A 15,527-nucleotide genomic window follows, 5' to 3' on the forward strand; every position below is an offset into this window, starting at 1 on the left:
GGCCGAGGCACAACGGGTCGCGGAGGCGGCCGGGGTGCTGTCCGAGGCGGTCGGCTGCGAGCTGCCCGAGGCGGTGGCGGCGGCGCGCACCGCGCTGGACCGGTGCGCGGCGGCGGCCACGGACGCGGTGGAGCTGCTGTCGGCGCTGCCGGACCTGGCCACCACGGTCCGCTACGGCTCGGTGCGGGGCACGGACCCCGAGCTGCTGCGGGTGGCGCTGCACGGCCTGCTGGCGCGCGGCGCGGTGGGTCTGCCGCTGGCGTGCCGGGGCGTGGACGACGAGACCGCCGAACGCGCGCTGGCGGCGGTGGACGGCGCGGACGACGCGGTCCGCCTGGCCGCCGACGAGGAGCACCGCGAGACGTGGCGGCGGGCGCTGGTCGCGCTGGTCGGGATGCCCGACGCGCACGGCCTGCCCGCCGGGCGGGCCACCCGGCTGCTGTGGGAGGCGGGCGTGCTCGACTCCGACGCGGTGGCGGCGCGGCTGCACCGGGCGGTGTCGCTGGCGGCGGGCGCGACCGCGTTCGTGGCGGGCTTCCTGCGCGGCTCGGCGGCGCTGCTGGCGGCCGACGCGCGGCTGTTCGCGGTGGTCGACGAGTGGCTGACGGGGCTGTCCGGCGGTGATTTCGAGGCGGCGCTGCCGCTGCTGCGGCGGGCGGTGTCGGAGTTCAGCCCGGCGGAGCGGCGGATGCTGGGCGAGCGCGTGTCCGGCGGCGGGGTGGGCGTCCGCGCGGGCGGCGAGTGGGACGAGGAGCTGGCCGCGCGGCTGGCGGCGCACGTGCGCGGACTGTTGACGGGGGTGGGCTCGTGACCGGCACCGAGGAGGTCGAGCGGCTGCGGCGGTGGCGGCTGCTGCTGGGCGGGGCGGCGGGCGAGCTGACCGCGCTGGGCGAGGACGACCGCCGCCGCGACGCCGCGCTGACCGGCCTGTACGGCGGGGGCGCGCCCGGCGACGCCCCTGAGGGCGGCGGCAAGCGCGGTGCGGGGCTGGGCGGTTCCTCGCCGGTGCTGCACCGCTGGCTGGGCGACGTGCGCCAGTACTTCCCGTCGTCGGTGGTGCAGGTCATGCAGCGGGACGCGGTGGAGCGGCTGGGGCTGCGGCAGCTGCTGCTGGAGCCGGAGCTGCTGTCCAGCGTGGAGCCGGACGTGAGCCTGGTGGGCACGCTGGTGTCGCTGTCGCGGGCCATCCCGGCGCGCACCCGCGAGACCGCGCGGGCCGTGGTGCGCAAGGTGGTCGAGGAGATCGAGCGGCGGCTGGCGGACCGGCTGGTGGCCGCGGTGCACGGCGCGGTCGACCGGTCCCGGCGCACCCGCAGGCCGAGGCTGGCCGACGTGGACTGGTCGGCGACGATCCGGGCCAACCTCCGGCACTACCAGCCCGAGCAGCGGACCGTGGTGGTGCAGGACCTGATCGGGCACAGCAGGCGCAGCCGCACCGCGTCGCTGCGGGACGTGGTGCTGCTGGTCGACCAGTCCGGGTCGATGGCCGAGTCGGTGGTGTACTCGGCGGTGCTGGGCGCCTCGCTGGCGTCGATCCGGTCCATCGACACCAAGCTCGTCGTGTTCGACACCGAGGTGGTGGACCTGACCGAGGAGCTGAAGGACCCGGTGGACCTGCTGTTCTCCACCCAGCTGGGTGGCGGCACGGATATCAACCGGGCGGTGGCCTACGGGCAGTCGCTGGTGCGCAGGCCGACCGACACGGTGATGGTGCTGATCAGCGACCTGTACGAGGGCGGTGTGGCGCGGGAGCTGCAGCGCCGGGTGCGGGAGCTGGTGCAGAGCGGGGTCACCGTGGTGGTGCTGCTGGCGCTGTCGGACAGCGGGACGCCCGCCTACGACCACGAGCTGGCCGCCCGGCTGTCGGAGCTGGGCGCGCCGTCGTTCGCGTGCACCCCGGACAAGTTCCCGGACCTGCTGGCCACGGCGCTGCGGAAGGAGGACGTGGCGGGCTGGGCGGAGCGCGAGGGCATGGCGGTGGGCCGCTGACCCCCACCCTCAGCGCAGGACTTCAGCGCCCGACTTCAGCGCCCGACTTCAGCGCACGACCACGCGGCCCAGGGTCAGGAACGGCTTGCCCCGCGTGAGCACGGCGGCGCGGCCGTGCTCGTCGGGGCCCGCCATCCACACCTCGCCGGTGCGCCGCAGGTGGTCGCGGACGCGCTCGGGCAGCGCGGGCAGGCGCAGGAAGGTGCGGTCGGATCGGTCGGTCTCCAGGTAGGACTGCCAGCCCACGCGGGCGCGGCCGGGCACGAAGGCCACGGCGACCCGCTCCCACGGGTAGGCCGCCGACAGCGCGCGCACCCGGCGACGGGCGCAGAAGTGGCGCAGGCCGGGCACGGCGAACTCGACGCACAGCGGGGTCAGCGCGAACACCCACTTGGAGTCCAGCCACGCCGCGACCAGGCAGAGCACGCCGAAGGAGGCCACCGCCACGGCGATGAACACCACCGCCCGGCGGTCGGCGCGGGCCAGGCACCGGTCCGTCCACTCGCGGGCGATGAGGCTGGTGGTCACGCCCACCGGGTAGCCGTGCCGCCGACCGGTGAAACACCCTGGTCAAGCCGACCGGCGGCGGGCGCGCGGAGCGGGCGCGCGCAGCACCTCGGCGGGGAACAGCCGGGGCACGCCGCGGAAGGCGACCACGGTGTTGCCCGCCGGGTCGGGGCGGACCAGCCAGGCGCGGCGGTGCCGCCTGATCCGGCCGCGCACCAGCGGCCCCGCGCCGCGCACGTCGAGCACGAGCGGGCGGGTGCCGTGCACGACGAGCCTGCCGTTGCGCCAGTGCACCCGCGCGAACAGCCAGGGTTCGTCGGCCATCAGCGGCGGCAGGGGCGGCCTGCTCCGCAGCGCCCACGCCACCACGGCGAGGGAGAACGCCAGCAGCAGCACCGGCAGCGGCGATGCCGCGCCGATGCGCAGGACCAGCAGCAACTGCGCCAGGAACGCCAGCGCGCCCAGCGCGGTCCAGCCGAACGCGCGCCTGCTCGCCCGCTCCAGGCAGTGCTGGGTCCACCGGTCGTCGAGGGCCGTCCCCTCGGTGGACGGCTGGTTCGGCAGCACCACGGTCACCCTCCGCCAGCACGATCAGGTTACGTCCGACGAGGGACTTCCGCGCGCGACCAACAGCAAGTTAGGCTCGCCTAAGTTGGGAGGTGCGCGGTGACCCAGAACCGTCGACCGCCCGCCCCGCACCCCGCGGAGCGCGCGCGGACCATCGCCGCCAGGGGCGGGCGTGCGGCCCTGCTGCCCTCGGACGGCACCGAGGACCGGGTCGTCCCGGTGCTGCACCACGTGCACGCGCGCGGCGAGGCGACGGTGCTGCTGCCCGACGGGCACCCGCTGGTCGCGGCGGCGCGCGGCGCCGAGGTGACCGCGATGCTGGAGGTCGCCGACCACGCGCCGGTGGCGCTGCGGGAGCCCGTGCGCGGGCTGCTGTGGATCACCGGCTGGCTGCGCGCCCTGGAGCCGCGCGAGGCCCGCGAGGCGGCGGTGGAGGTGGCCGAGCACCGGCCCGACCCCCGGCTGCTCGACGTCGGCCACGGCACCTCGGTGCTGCGGCTGGTGCCCGCGTCGCTGGTGGTGGCCGACGCCGAGGGCACCTCCTCGCTGCGGCCCGAGCACTTCGCCCAGGCCGACCCGGACCCGTTCTGCGCGCACGAGGACCACTGGCTGCGGCACCTGGAGCTGTCCCACCGCGACGTGGTGGGCCTGCTGTCCCAGCACCTGCCCGAGGAGCTGCGCGGCGGCCACGTCCGGCCGCTGGGCCTGGACCGGTTCGGGCTGCGGCTGCGGGTGGAGGCGGCCGACGCCGACCACGACGTGCGGATCTCGTTCTCCCGGCCGGTGCGCACCGCGCAGGAGCTGTCGGTGGAGCTGCGCAGGCTGATGGGCTGCCCCTTCCTGGCGCGGCGCGGGTAGCGTACGGGGGTGATCGCCCCGTTCGACGAGTCCCAGCGACGCGGCTACCAGCTGGAACTGCTGCTGGTCTTCAGCATCACCCTCGGCCTGTCCGGGCTGCGCAGCCTGGTGCGGCTGCTGGACAGCCTGTTCGACCCGGTGCCGCTGAACCAGCAGTCGGTGGCGATCAACGTGCCGCAGGCGCGGTTCGACCTGCTGGACCTGCTCGCCCAGCTGCTGGGCGTGCTGCAGCTGGCGGCGTGGGGCGGTCTGGGGCTGTACCTGCTGTGGCGCGGCGGGATCGCGGTGCGGGCCATCGGCCTGGACCGGGCGCGGATCGGCCCGGACGCGCTGGGCAGCGTGGGCCTGGCCGCGCTGATCGGCATCCCCGGCGTGGTGTTCTACCTGGTGGCGTGGAACCTGGGGCTGAACCTGGCGGTGCAGCCCTCGACGCTGGACGAGTCGTGGTGGCGCTCGGTGGCGCTGGTGCTGTCCGCCGTGGGCAACGCCTGGGCCGAGGAAGTGCTGGTGGTGGGGTACTTCATCACGCGGCTGCGGCAGTTGGGGTGGCGGGAGAACACGTCGTTGGTGGCCGCCGCCGTGCTGCGCGGCTCCTACCACCTGTACCAGGGCTTCGGCGGGTTCATCGGCAACGTGGTGATGGGCCTGGTGTTCGGCAGGGTGTGGCAGCGCACGAACCGGCTGTGGCCGCTGATCGGCGCGCACGCGCTGCTGGACGTGGTGGCTTTCGTCGGTTATGCGCTGTTGCGCGGGCACGTGTCCTGGTTGCCGTAGAGAATCCGGGCATGAACCTCGCCGAGGAGCTGGCCCTGCTCGCCTACGACGACAGCGGCGCGGCCAGGGTCGGGCAGCCCGCGCTCGGCTACGGCCTGGCGGGTGCGCTGCTGGCGGAGCTGGCGCTGGCGGGGCGCGTGGACGTGGTGGACCGGAGGGTCGCGGTGCTGGACCCGACGCCGCCGCAGGAGCCCGCCGTGCGCGCGGTGCTGGCCCGGATCGCGGCGGACAAGCCGCGCAAGCCCAAGTGGTGGGTGGCCAAGCTGAGCAAGGGGCTCACCACGCAGGTGCTGGACGGCCTGGTCGGCGCGGGCGTGCTGCGCCGCGAGAAGGGCCGGGTGCTGTGGGTGTTCCCGCGCACCCGGTACCCGTCGCCGGGCGGCCGGGAGCCTGAGGCGGAGACCGAGGCGCGCGGGCGGCTGGTCGCGGCGGTGACCGGCGACGGGCCGGTGGAGCCGCGCACGGCGGCGCTGGGCGCGCTGGTCAGGGCGGTGCGCTACGACCGGCAGGTGTTCCCCGACCTGCCCAGGAGCCGGGTGCGGACCCGGCTCAAGGAGTTCTCCGAGGGCGACTGGGCGGCCACGGCGGTCCGCAAGGCGATCGAGGAGCACCAGGCGGCGACCGGTTGAGCGCGGACAACGTTTGAACGGCCGATGCCGCCGAATGCTTAACGAATCGTCGGTTTGGAGAGGGAATGCGGTAAATTTCGCCGGATCGCACCGGTTTGAGCTGCATTATCCGATGATCCGGCATTACCCTCGGGTGCGTGACTGCCGAGATCGCCCAGACGCAGGCCCCCGACGCCGTGCCCGGCCCGGCGCCCAGGGTGGACAGCGAAGTCGGCCCGCTGCGCACGGTGCTGCTGCACCGGCCCGGCGCCGAGCTCAAGCGGCTCACCCCGCGCAACAACGACCAGCTGCTGTTCGACGGCGTGCCGTGGGTCGACCGGGCCCAGGAGGAGCACGACGCGTTCGCCGAGGTGCTGCGCTCGCGCGGGGTCGAGGTGCTGCTGCTGGCCGACCTGCTGGTCAAGGCGCTGCACGACGACCGGGCGCGGATCGCGGGCGTGCACAGCGCGGTCAACGAGCGCAGGCTGGGCATCGACCTGGCCGACGCGCTGCGCTCGCACCTGTCCTCGGTCAGCCCCCGGCAGCTGGCCACCGCGCTGATGACGGGCATGACGTTCGAGGAGCTGCCCGCCGCCGAGGGCGCGTCGCTGGTGCGGCGGATGCACCACCCGCACGACTTCGCCGTGGACCCGCTGCCGAACCTGCTGTTCACCCGCGACTCGTCGGTGTGGGTGGGCGACCGGGTGGCGATCACCTCGCTGGCGATGCCCGCGCGCGACCGCGAGACGGCGCTGACCGACCTGATCTACGCCTACCACCCGCGCTTCGCCAAAACCGGCCGCGCGTACGGGGCGCACTCCGCGCCGGTGGAGGGCGGTGACGTGCTGCTGCTCGCGCCGGGCGTGCTGGCCATCGGCGTGGGCGAGCGCACCACTCCGGCGGGCGCGGAGTCGTTCGCCCGCTCGGCGCTGGCCGACGGCCTGGCGCACACCGTGCTGGCGGTGCCGATCACCCAGGAGCGGGCCACCATGCACCTGGACACGGTGTGCACGATGGTCGACCGCGACGCGGTGGTGATGTACCCGGCGGTGCGGGACAACCTGTTCGCCTACCCGGTGCGCGCGGACGGCGACGGCGTGGTGGTGGAGGGCCCGGTGCCGTTCCTGGAGGCCGCGGCGGAGGCGATGGGCATCGACCGGCTGCGGGTCATCGACACCGGCCTGGACCCGGTGACCGCCGAGCGCGAGCAGTGGGACGACGGCAACAACACGCTGGCCGTCGCGCCGGGGCTGGTGGTGGCCTACGAGCGCAACGTGGAGACCAACGCGCGGCTGGAGGAGGCGGGTGTGGAGGTGCTGCGGATCAGCGGCTCGGAGCTGGGCTCCGGGCGCGGCGGGCCGCGGTGCATGTCCTGCCCGATCGACCGGATGGCCCTGAAATAGGTTCGCCTTACCTTTCCCAGGTAATGCTGACCTAATTTCGCACAGCCTTGCCTCAAATGCGGACGTGAATATTTTCGGTTATTCTTCCGGCATGGCCCTGAACATCAAGAAGATTACTCCGAAGTCGTCCCGGTTCCACGAGTTGCTGCAGGCCCAGGTGCGCAACGAGTTCACCGCGTCACAGCAGTACGTGGCCATCGCGGTGTGGTTCGACGACAACGACCTGCCGCGACTGGCCGCGCACTTCTACAAGCAGTCGCTGGAAGAGCGCAACCACGCGATGATGATCGTGCAGTACTTGATGGACAACGACCTGAAGGTGACGATTCCCGGCGTCGACGAGGTGCGCAACGACTTCACCGACGCGCGCGAGCCGGTGGAGCTGGCGCTGCAGCAGGAGAAGGCGGTCACCGAGCAGATCGTGGCGCTGGCCGAGACCGCCCGCGAGGAGGGCGACTACCTCGGCGAGCAGTTCCTGCAGTGGTTCCTCAAGGAGCAGGTGGAGGAGGTCGCGTCGATGAGCACGCTGCTCAACGTGGTCGACCGCGCGGGCGGCAACCTGTTCCACGTGGAGAACTTCCTGGCCCGCGAGCAGGTCGGCGAGGCCGCCGACCCGACCGCCCCGCGCGCGGCGGGCGGCGCGCTCTGACCGCGCCGTGCTGTGGCCGGGTGGGCCCCGGTCACAGCACGGGCAGCGGGCGGAACTTCCCGTCCGGGTCGGGCGGGAAGTCGTGCACCGCCACCACCGCGTCGGCCGGGATCGGGCCGTAGACGTGCGGGAACCACGGCCCGGCCTCGGTCTCCCCCGGTTCGTACAGCAGCGGCAGGCCCTCCGGGTCGATCACCAGCAGCACCAGGTCCTCGCGCCCGGCGTGGAACAGGTTGGCGGGGATGTGCACGGTGCCGGGGTCGGAGCAGTGCACGAACCCGTCCGGGTCGAGCGGGATCGCGCCGTCCTCGCGCGCCCGCGCCCAGTCCGGGCGCGAGCTGATCCGCACCAGCATTTATCCACACCCTCCTGTGGACAGACCTGTGGACAGGTCAGCGCAGGGTGATCTGCCGCCCGCGCAGACCGTCCCGCGAGCGCCGCTCGGCCTCGGTCAGCGGCTCGGTGTCGAGGCTGGTCAGCGCGTCGGACAGGCGCTTGCCCAGGCCCTCCGCCGGACCGGCCCACTCGCTGGAGTGCATCTCCCGGTCCAGGTCCCACACCGGCACCAGCAGGCCGTGGGCGCGGAACGAGCCCGCGTACCGCGAGCCCTCCCCCAGGTCCAGCTCGCCGCGCACGGACAGCCGCGCCATGGCCGCCAGCAGCCGCTCCTCCGGCTCGGGGCGGACCCAGCGCAGGTGCGCCTTGTCGCCCGCGTCGACCCAGTAGGCGGCGGTGACGCCGGGTGCGGAGACCCGCTCGGTGGGCAGCACGGCCGCGTTGGCGCGCTCCAGCGACAGCGCCACCTCGCCGGTGGGCTCGCTGCCCGGCGGCATCCACCAGCCGAAGTCGGCGTGCAGCTCGGGGGTGATCCCGGCCTCGGGGTCGAGCAGGTCCTGCAGGCGGCCGGGGTCGCTGCCGTCGTCCGGGCCGACCACGGGCAGCGCCTCGCCGGTCTCGGCGGTCAGCGCCCACCGCACGGCGCGGGCCAGGTCGCGGCTGAGGTCGCCGGAGCGGGTCTGCACCTGCAGGCCGACGAACGCGGTGCCGTCGCCGCGGATCACGCCCGCCGCGGCCATCGGCAGCACCGAGGCCAGGAAGACCTCCCGCGCGCCCTGGTCCTTCAGCGGCAGCTTCACCGTCGCGGACGGCACGAACTCGCGCAGCGCGATCAGCTCGGCCTCGGCCCGCAGCCCCTCGAACGGGCGGGCCACGATCACGTCGGCCGCGCCGCCCGCGCCGCCGTGGCAGGCCTTGTAGCGCTTGCCGGAGCCGCACGGGCACGGCTGGCGGGGGTTGATCCCGTCCGCAGGCTTGTTCTTGTCCTTCAGAGCCGTCCGCTTGGCCACGCCGCCGCCTCCTTGTGCGTTCAGGGCGACAAGTTAGCCGCAAGCAGCCCGCGAGTTCGAGCCGGGTTGTCGGTGGCCAGGAACCGCACGCCGCGCTCCCGGCACAGCGCCACGTCGGCCGGGTCGTCCACGGTCCAGCAGTAGGCGCCCGCGCCGCGACCGGGGTGCCTGCGCAGCAGGTGCACGCCGGGTCCGGCGACGTCGGCCCAGGTGGGGAGGCGTCGCGGCCAGAACCGGTCGAGCAGCAGCACGGTGGGCACGTCCGGGCGCAGCGCCTTGAACCGGCGCACCGCCAGCGGCGAGAACGACATCATGTGCGCGTCGAGGCGGTAGCGGGACAGCGCCCGCGCGAGTTCCCGCTCGACCCGCCCGCCCTGGCGGACGGGGTGCTTGGTCTCCGCGAACAGCCGCACCCGGTGATCGGCGGCCAGGCCCGCGAGCTGCTCGAACGTCAGCACCTCGGCGGGTTCGCCGCCGTGCCAGGAGCCGAAGTCGTGCCGCCGGAGCTGGGCCAGGGTCAGCGCGCCGACCGCGCCCGCGCCGTCGCTGGTTCGCCCGATCGTGCGGTCGTGGACGCAGACCAGGTGGCCGTCGCGGGTGAGCCGGACGTCGCACTCCAGCCCGTCGGCCCCCTCGCGCAGGGCCAACTCGTAGGCGGCGAGGGTGTGCTCGGCGCGGGCGGCGGAGGCCCCTCGATGGGCGACGACTTCGGTGTCCACGACCACCGATGGTGACCCGACGTCACCAACATCTCAATATTTGCGCCAACAAGTAACCTGATGGACGTAATCCCGTCTCACGAACTACCGTCCGTGACCGTGCTCCTCTTCGACCCGCGTGACCCCGCCTTCCTCGCCGACCCGTACCCCGCGTTCGCGGAGCTGCGCGAACGCGGCGAAGTGCACCACCACGAGGGCATGGGCCTGGCGGTGGCGGTGTCGCACGCGGCGTCCTCGGCCGTGCTCCGGCACCGCGACCTCGGCCGGATCTGGACCGACGCCCGCCCCGTCGAGGCGTTCACCTCGTTCAACCTGCTGCACCGCAACTCGCTGCTGGAGAACGAGCCGCCCACGCACACCCGGCTGCGCCGCCTGGTCGCCAGCGCCTTCGGGCGCGGCCACGTCGAGCGGCTGCGGCCCTGGGTCGCCCGGCTGGCCGACCGCCTGGTGGACGACCTCGCCGCGCGCATCCGCGACGAGGGCTCGGCCGACCTGCTGACCCACGTGGCCGGGCCGCTGCCCGTCGAGGTGATCGCGGAGCTGCTGGGCGTGCCCGAGGCCGACCGGCCGCTGCTGCAACCCTGGTCGAACACCATCGTGAAGATGTACGAGTACGGCCTGCCCGAGGAGCAGCGCGCCGCCGCCGAGCGGGCGTCCGGCGAGTTCGTGGCCTACCTGCGCGAGCTGGCCGCGCGACGGCGCGCGGAACCCGGCGACGACATGGTGTCCAGCCTGGTCGCGGTGACCGACACCGACGGCGCGAAGCTGACCGAGGACGAGCTGGTGGCCACGTCGGTGCTGCTGCTCATGGCGGGCCACGAGGCCACCGTGAACGTCATCGGCAACGGCGTGCTGGCCCTGATGCGGCACCGCGAGCAGTGGGAACGCCTGGTCGCCGACCCCTCCCTGCTGCCCACCGCCGTGGAGGAGCTGATCCGGTACGACTCGCCGCTGCAGCTGTTCGAGCGCACCGCGACGCGGCCGGTGGAGATCGCCGGGCACGTGGTCGAGCCCGGCCAGAAGATCGCCGCCCTGCTCGGCGCGGCGGCCAGGGACCCGCGCGTGTTCGCCGACCCCGACCGGCTGGACATCGGCCGCTCCCCCAACCCGCACCTGGGGTTCGGCATGGGCGTGCACTACTGCCTGGGCGCGCCGCTGGCCCGCATCGAGGTGCAGGCGGCGCTGGGCTCGCTGGTCCGCAAGCTGCCCGGCATCGAGCTGGCCGCCGAACCCCACCGCCGCGCCGAGTTCGTCATGCGCGGCCTGCACACCCTCCCCCTCACCGCGCCTGCAAGTACTACCCGCCCCCTCCCAATGAGCCGCTAACTACTACCCGCCCACCCGCAGCGTGGCTCAGCTGCGGCAGAACAAGTCCTGCAGGTTGATCGGGGCCGGGGCGGGCAGCGGCTGCGCCTGCTCGGCGCGGAAGGACTGGAGCAGGTAGCCGACGAGCCTGCGCGAGGCCGCCGCCGCCGCTTCGCCCGCCGACCCGGCCACCCCGTTGTTGGCCATGATCAGCAGCGTCAGGTCGCTGTGCGCGAAGTCCCGGCGCAGCTTCCCGGCCTCCTTGGCGCGCCGCACCAGCTCGGCGAACTGGCGCTCGGCGCGGGCCCGCTCGGCCACGTTGGCCTCCCGCTCGGGGAAGGTCGACAGGAACACGGCGGTGAAGCCCCGGTCGGCCACCTGCATGGCGCAGATCTTCTCGATCACCGAGCAGAAGCCGCGCCACGGGTCGGGGTCGGCCAGACCGTCGTCCACGGCCGCCGCGCAGGTCGTCAGCTGGTCCGCGAAGACCTCGTGGACCAGCGCGCTCTTGGTCGGGAAGCGGCGGTACAGCGTCGCGACGCCGACCTCCGCGCGGCGGGCGATCTCGATCATCGGCACGTCCAGGCCGAGTTCGGCGAACGCGTCCGCGGCGACCTCCAGGATGCGGTCGCGGTTGTGCTGCGCGTCCACCCGCAGCCCGATCCGAGAAGGTTCCGTCTTCACGACTATCACTTTACCGCAAGTGGAGAGCCTTTTCCGATTACCGTGCTAGCGTGTTTTCAAAGGCACTCCTACGAATGGTGAGAAATGCGCGCAGCTCTGTACGACCGCTACGGGCCACCCGAAGTGCTGTACGAGGGCGAAGTGCCCGAACCGGTTCCCGGAGAAGGTGAGGCGCTGATCCGCGTCGTCGCCACCAGCGTGAACGGCGGCGAACTGTACATGCGGGCCGGGAAACTGAGTCCGCTGAGCGGCCGGAAGTTCCCCAAGAGGATCGGCATCGACTTCACCGGGGAAGTCGTCTCCCCCGCCGCCGGCCTGAAAGCGGGCGACCTGGTGTGGGGATTGGCCGGGCGGACGGCCCACGGCAGCGCCGCGGAATTCGTCGCGGTGCCCCCGGACCACGTCTCGCGCCTGCCCGCCGGGCTCGACCCGGTCGAGGCCGCGGCGCTGCCCGTCGGCACGACGGCGATCACCGCGCTGCGCGACAAGGCCCGCCTCAAGCCGGGTGAGCGGCTGCTCGTGCGCGGGGCCAGCGGCGGCGTCGGCTGCATCGCCGTGCAGCTCGGCAAGGCGATGGGGGCGCGCGTCACCGGGCTGGCCGGGGCGAAGAACCTGGACCTGGTGCGCGAGCTGGGCGCGGACGAGGTGTTCGACTACCGCACCACCAAGCCGTCCGACCTGGGCACCTTCGACGTCGTGCTGGACACGGCGGGCAGCGAGCTGCGCGCGTACCGGCGGCTGCTCCGCCCCGGCGGGCGGATGGTGGGCATCACGTTCGACACCGACCACTTGGCGTCGTCGCTGGGCTACGTCCTCGGATCGGTGGTGTTCGGGTCGCGGCGGGTGCGGTTCTTCAGCGGCAACCCCAGGACCCCGCTGTTCGAGGACCTGGCGGGGTACGTGGAGAGCGGCGCCATCCGGCCCGTGGTCGACACGGTGTGGCCGCTGGCCGACATCGCGGGCGCGCACCGGGCGCTGGAAGCGGGCGGCGTGCGCGGCAAACACGTCGTGCGAGTGGCTTGACCGCGCACGATCGTTTTTAGGGGTCGGCTCGTTACACCTTTACCGAAATGATGCCGAAAACCCGCGAAAATCACAACTGCGACTATTATCGTGACTCCTGCTAACGCCATCCGGATCGTTGACGACTTTCCGGAGGACGTTTGATCAAGGAGATTGCCATGACTCACCCTGAGGCACCGCAGTACTACCCTCCGCAGCCCGCGCCGCCGAAACCGGCGAAGTTCGGCGCGCTCGCCTGGACCGCTCTGATCCTGGGCATTGTCGGGGTGGTCGGCTCGCCCATCATCATCCTGAACAACTTGACCGCCATCGTGGCGGGCGTGGGCCTGGTCCTGGGTGTCATCGCGCTGTTCGGCACCCGGAAGGTGCTGGCGATCATCGGTGTCGTGCTGTGTGTCGCGGGGATCGCGTTCACCGTGGCCGCGCAGGCGGCGGCCGTGAAGGAGCTCGACGAGATCATCAACGGCTCGACCAACCAGGGCCAGGTCAGCGAGGGCAGCGGCCAGTCGGCGGCTCCCGAGCAGGCCGCCCAGCCCCCCGCTGCCCAGACCCCGAGTGCGGAGACCCCGACCTGGGGCAAGCGCTACACCTGGAAGGACGGCCTGGCCGTCGAGATCTCGGCTCCTGCCGCCTGCACGCCCGGCCAGTTCTCCGCGCCCCAGGACGTGGCCCGCGCGGTGAAGTTCACCGTCACGGTCGTCAACGGCACCGACAAGCCGTTCGAGGCCGGGCTGCTGACCATCGGGGACAACGCGCAGTTCGACGGTCGGACCGCCGAGAAGATCTTCGACTCCAGCGGTGGGTGCGGCGGCGGCCTCGACTCGGCCACGATCCTGCCCGGCAAGACCTACACCTACGAGGTGTCGTACGCGGTCGGCGCGCAGCCGGGCGAGATGCAGATCGCCCTCCAGCCCACCTTCGGGGCCGACAAGGCGGTCTTCGTCGGGCAGGCGTAGTGCTTCCGGGCACCGCGAACGCTCGGTTCGCGGTGCCCGAACGCTCGGTTCGCGAGAGGGACTGGTTGGCGGTAGCTGGGGTGGGACAGTCGGCGTTAGCGTCGGGTGGCGTGGGGACCATGAAGTTCAGCTACGCGATGCTGCCCGACTACCCGCTCCACGAATCCCTGGCCGCGATCGAGCTGGCCGACCAGCTCGGCTTCCACGCGGTCTACGCGGCCGACGAGACCTGGCACAAGGACATGTGGCAGCTCTTCGCCGCCGCGGCGGGCCGGACCCGCACCATCCGGTTCGGGCCGAGCCTGTCACCGGTCACCCTGCGCGAACCGACGCTGATCGCGCAGGCGGCGGCGACGCTGGACGAGCTGACCGGCGGACGCGCGGAGTGCGTGATCTCCAGCGGCAACTTCGGCCTGCTCGCGCAGTACTGCGTCGACTGGACGACCACCAAGCCGCTGTCCCGCGTGCGGGAAGCCCACCGCGTGATGCGCACCTTCCTCGACGAAGGCGCGATCACGCACGTCGGCGAGTTCTTCAACTACCGGGGTCTGTTCACCTTCGCCCGTCCCGTGCAGCGGCACCTGCCGCTGATGCTCGGCGCGATGCGCGGCCCGAAGTCGTTCCAGGCGGCGGGCGAGATCTCCGACGGCGTGCACCACGCCCTGAGCTACACCCGCAGCGCCTACGACTACGTGGTGGAGAACGTCAGGATCGGCGCGGAACGCGCGGGCAAGGACTGGAAGTCGCTGGACCTGGGCGCGTGGGTGGTGTTCGCGACCGGTCCGGACGCCGACGCTGCACGTCAGGCGGCGCGGGCGATGGTCGGCCTCTACGCCTCCTCCATGCCGGCCGAGCAGTTGGAGCGCAACGGCGTCGACCCGGACTCGCTGCGGGACATCATCGCCGCCGTGGGCACCGGCGACCTCCAGCGCGCCTACGATCTGACCCCGCCGGAACTGGCCGACAAGCTCTCCATCTCGGGCACCCCGCAGGAGTGCGCGGACAAGCTGCGCAGCGAGGTCGCCGCCGCCGGGATGAACCACGCCATCCTGGCCATCACCGACTCCGCCCTGGTCAACGCCTTCACCGGGATGGAGCTGCCGAAGGTGGCGGGCGTGAAGGAGCAGCTGCGGCTCATCCACGACGAGATCATGCCCGCGTTCAGCGGTAGCGCTTCGGGAGCTTGAACCCGCGCTCCTTCATCACCTGCCGCAGCCGGTCGGGGTAGTCGGTGATGATGCCGTCCACGCCGTCGTCGATCAGCTTGTGCATGGTCGCCACGTCGTTGACGGTCCACGGCACCACCTTCAGCCCCGCCCGGTGCGCCTCGTCCACCAGGGCTTTCGTGGTGAACGGGACGTAGTTCGGGTCGTTGACGGCGCCGTTCTGCGGGTTGCCGTGCACCGGGGACAGCGCGGAAGCGCCGAAGCTCTTCACCGCCCGGACCACGCTGCCGCCGAAGTCGGCCAGCTCCAGCCCGCCGGTCCACGGCGAGCCGGGGCGCAGGAACTCCGGCTGGGTCAGCGCGACCAGCGGCAGGCGCGGCTCCGCCTTGCGCCACAGCATCAGCGTGCCCCAGTCGAAGGACTGGATGGTGACGTTGCGGGAGAAGCCGGACTTGCGGATCTCCCGCGCGGTGACCTCCACGAACCGCTCGCGCGGCGCGGTCTCGTGCGGGGCGGCGGCCTCGACCTTGGTCTCGATGTTGAACTTCACGTCCCACGCCCGGTGGGCGCGCACCAGGGCGAACACCTCGGCGAGCGTGGGCATCCGCGCGCCGGGCGAGAGCTCCTGGTCCGGGTACTGCGACCAGCGGCGCGAACCGCAGTCCAGGGTGCGGACCTGGGCGAAGGTGAGGTCCTTGACGTACTTGCCCGCGTACGGGAAGTCCGGGTCACCGGGGAACGCGGGCGCGGTGTCGACGCACTTCGCCGGGTTGGTCTTGCGGTCGTGGGTGACCACCTCGCGGCCGTCCTCGGTGATCTGGACGTCCAGTTCCAGGGTGGTCACGCCGACCGCGAGGGCCTTGTCGAAGGCGGCCAGGGTGCTCTCGACGGTCAGGCCGATGCCACCCCGGTGCGCCTGGAGGTCGAAGTCGCGCTTCTTGTGCGCGCTCGCCACTCCGGGGAGCAGGAGCGT

At 72.9% G+C, this 15,527-nt stretch carries 18 protein-coding genes; 11 read left to right on the plus strand and 7 right to left on the minus strand.

Annotated elements, in window-relative coordinates; translation table 11 throughout:
- Together IEZ00_RS03030 and IEZ00_RS03035 are read left to right on the plus strand one after the other, a co-directional pair.
- A partial coding sequence (locus IEZ00_RS03030) for a DUF5682 family protein (protein WP_229794964.1) occupies positions 1 to 811 on the plus strand: 811 nt, incomplete at its 5' end.
- The gene (locus IEZ00_RS03035; RefSeq protein WP_189221444.1) at positions 808 to 1,989 is read left to right on the plus strand and encodes a vWA domain-containing protein; all 1,182 of its coding nucleotides are present in this window, start codon (positions 808 to 810) and stop codon (positions 1,987 to 1,989) included. The genes IEZ00_RS03030 and IEZ00_RS03035, both read left to right, overlap by 4 nt.
- A 48-nt stretch (positions 1,990 to 2,037) precedes the next feature.
- On the opposite strand, the gene IEZ00_RS03040 is transcribed toward IEZ00_RS03035, so the two are convergent.
- Together IEZ00_RS03040 and IEZ00_RS03045 are read right to left on the minus strand one after the other, a co-directional pair.
- On the minus strand, positions 2,038 to 2,517 hold the full coding sequence (locus tag IEZ00_RS03040; protein ID WP_189221445.1) for a hypothetical protein: 480 nt from the start codon (positions 2,515 to 2,517) through the stop codon (positions 2,038 to 2,040).
- A 42-nt stretch (positions 2,518 to 2,559) separates the two neighbouring features.
- Positions 2,560 to 3,072: a hypothetical protein gene (locus IEZ00_RS03045; protein WP_229794965.1), complete on the minus strand. Its 513-nt coding sequence runs from the start codon at positions 3,070 to 3,072 to the stop codon at positions 2,560 to 2,562.
- Between the two features lie 90 nt (positions 3,073 to 3,162).
- Between IEZ00_RS03045 and IEZ00_RS03050 the strand changes: the two genes are divergently transcribed.
- From IEZ00_RS03050 to IEZ00_RS03070, 5 genes are all read left to right on the plus strand, one after another.
- Positions 3,163 to 3,921, plus strand: a complete 759-nt coding sequence (locus IEZ00_RS03050) for a DUF2470 domain-containing protein (RefSeq protein WP_189221446.1) — start codon at positions 3,163 to 3,165, stop codon at positions 3,919 to 3,921.
- Positions 3,922 to 3,930: 9 nt separating this feature from the next.
- Positions 3,931 to 4,695: a CPBP family intramembrane glutamic endopeptidase gene (locus IEZ00_RS03055; protein ID WP_229794967.1), complete on the plus strand. Its 765-nt coding sequence runs from the start codon at positions 3,931 to 3,933 to the stop codon at positions 4,693 to 4,695.
- An 11-nt stretch (positions 4,696 to 4,706) separates the two neighbouring features.
- Positions 4,707 to 5,324 carry a GOLPH3/VPS74 family protein gene (locus IEZ00_RS03060; RefSeq protein ID WP_189221447.1) on the plus strand — a complete coding sequence of 206 codons (618 nt, stop codon included), beginning with the start codon at positions 4,707 to 4,709 and terminating at the stop codon, positions 5,322 to 5,324.
- 137 nt (positions 5,325 to 5,461) lie between these two features.
- Positions 5,462 to 6,706: an arginine deiminase gene (locus IEZ00_RS03065; RefSeq protein WP_372448502.1), complete on the plus strand. Its 1,245-nt coding sequence runs from the start codon at positions 5,462 to 5,464 to the stop codon at positions 6,704 to 6,706.
- 91 nt (positions 6,707 to 6,797) lie between these two features.
- Positions 6,798 to 7,355: a ferritin gene (locus IEZ00_RS03070; RefSeq protein ID WP_189221448.1), complete on the plus strand. Its 558-nt coding sequence runs from the start codon at positions 6,798 to 6,800 to the stop codon at positions 7,353 to 7,355.
- A 31-nt stretch (positions 7,356 to 7,386) separates the two neighbouring features.
- Here the strand turns inward: IEZ00_RS03070 and IEZ00_RS03075 are convergent, their stop codons facing one another.
- The 3 genes from IEZ00_RS03075 to IEZ00_RS03085 are packed head-to-tail and all read right to left on the minus strand — an operon-like array spanning position 7,387 to position 9,420.
- Positions 7,387 to 7,710, minus strand: a complete 324-nt coding sequence (locus IEZ00_RS03075) for a DUF952 domain-containing protein (RefSeq protein WP_189221449.1) — start codon at positions 7,708 to 7,710, stop codon at positions 7,387 to 7,389.
- Between the two features lie 37 nt (positions 7,711 to 7,747).
- On the minus strand, positions 7,748 to 8,701 hold the full coding sequence (locus IEZ00_RS03080; RefSeq protein ID WP_189221450.1) for a DUF5926 family protein: 954 nt from the start codon (positions 8,699 to 8,701) through the stop codon (positions 7,748 to 7,750).
- A 20-nt stretch (positions 8,702 to 8,721) separates the two neighbouring features.
- On the minus strand, positions 8,722 to 9,420 hold the full coding sequence (locus IEZ00_RS03085) for a glycerophosphodiester phosphodiesterase family protein (RefSeq protein WP_189221451.1): 699 nt from the start codon (positions 9,418 to 9,420) through the stop codon (positions 8,722 to 8,724).
- A gap of 60 nt (positions 9,421 to 9,480) precedes the next feature.
- On the opposite strand from IEZ00_RS03085, the gene IEZ00_RS03090 reads away from it, so the two are divergent.
- Complete coding sequence (locus IEZ00_RS03090) at positions 9,481 to 10,746, plus strand: cytochrome P450 (RefSeq protein ID WP_189221452.1); 1,266 nt, start codon at positions 9,481 to 9,483, stop codon at positions 10,744 to 10,746.
- Between the two features lie 27 nt (positions 10,747 to 10,773).
- Here IEZ00_RS03090 and IEZ00_RS03095 read toward each other — a convergent pair whose 3' ends face one another.
- Positions 10,774 to 11,409, minus strand: a complete 636-nt coding sequence (locus IEZ00_RS03095) for a TetR/AcrR family transcriptional regulator (RefSeq protein ID WP_229794969.1) — start codon at positions 11,407 to 11,409, stop codon at positions 10,774 to 10,776.
- A gap of 84 nt (positions 11,410 to 11,493) precedes the next feature.
- Between IEZ00_RS03095 and IEZ00_RS03100 the strand changes: the two genes are divergently transcribed.
- The 3 genes from IEZ00_RS03100 (at position 11,494) to IEZ00_RS03110 (ending at position 14,575) form a co-directional block, all read left to right on the plus strand.
- Positions 11,494 to 12,432: an NAD(P)-dependent alcohol dehydrogenase gene (locus IEZ00_RS03100; RefSeq protein ID WP_189221453.1), complete on the plus strand. Its 939-nt coding sequence runs from the start codon at positions 11,494 to 11,496 to the stop codon at positions 12,430 to 12,432.
- A gap of 158 nt (positions 12,433 to 12,590) precedes the next feature.
- A complete protein-coding gene (locus IEZ00_RS03105) occupies positions 12,591 to 13,388 on the plus strand; it encodes a hypothetical protein (RefSeq protein ID WP_189221454.1) in 798 nt (265 codons plus the stop codon).
- 119 nt (positions 13,389 to 13,507) lie between these two features.
- Positions 13,508 to 14,575, plus strand: coding sequence for an LLM class flavin-dependent oxidoreductase (locus IEZ00_RS03110; protein WP_189221763.1), 1,068 nt, complete (start codon positions 13,508 to 13,510; stop codon positions 14,573 to 14,575).
- On the opposite strand, the gene IEZ00_RS03115 is transcribed toward IEZ00_RS03110, so the two are convergent.
- Positions 14,550 to 15,527: glycerophosphodiester phosphodiesterase (locus IEZ00_RS03115; RefSeq protein ID WP_373293065.1), on the minus strand; the 978-nt coding region annotated here is incomplete at its 5' end. The two genes, IEZ00_RS03110 and IEZ00_RS03115, sit on opposite strands and share 26 nt — an antisense overlap.

It is taken from the genome of Saccharothrix coeruleofusca, assembly GCF_014648515.1.
GTDB classification, from domain to species: Bacteria; Actinomycetota; Actinomycetes; order Mycobacteriales; family Pseudonocardiaceae; genus Actinosynnema; species Actinosynnema coeruleofuscum.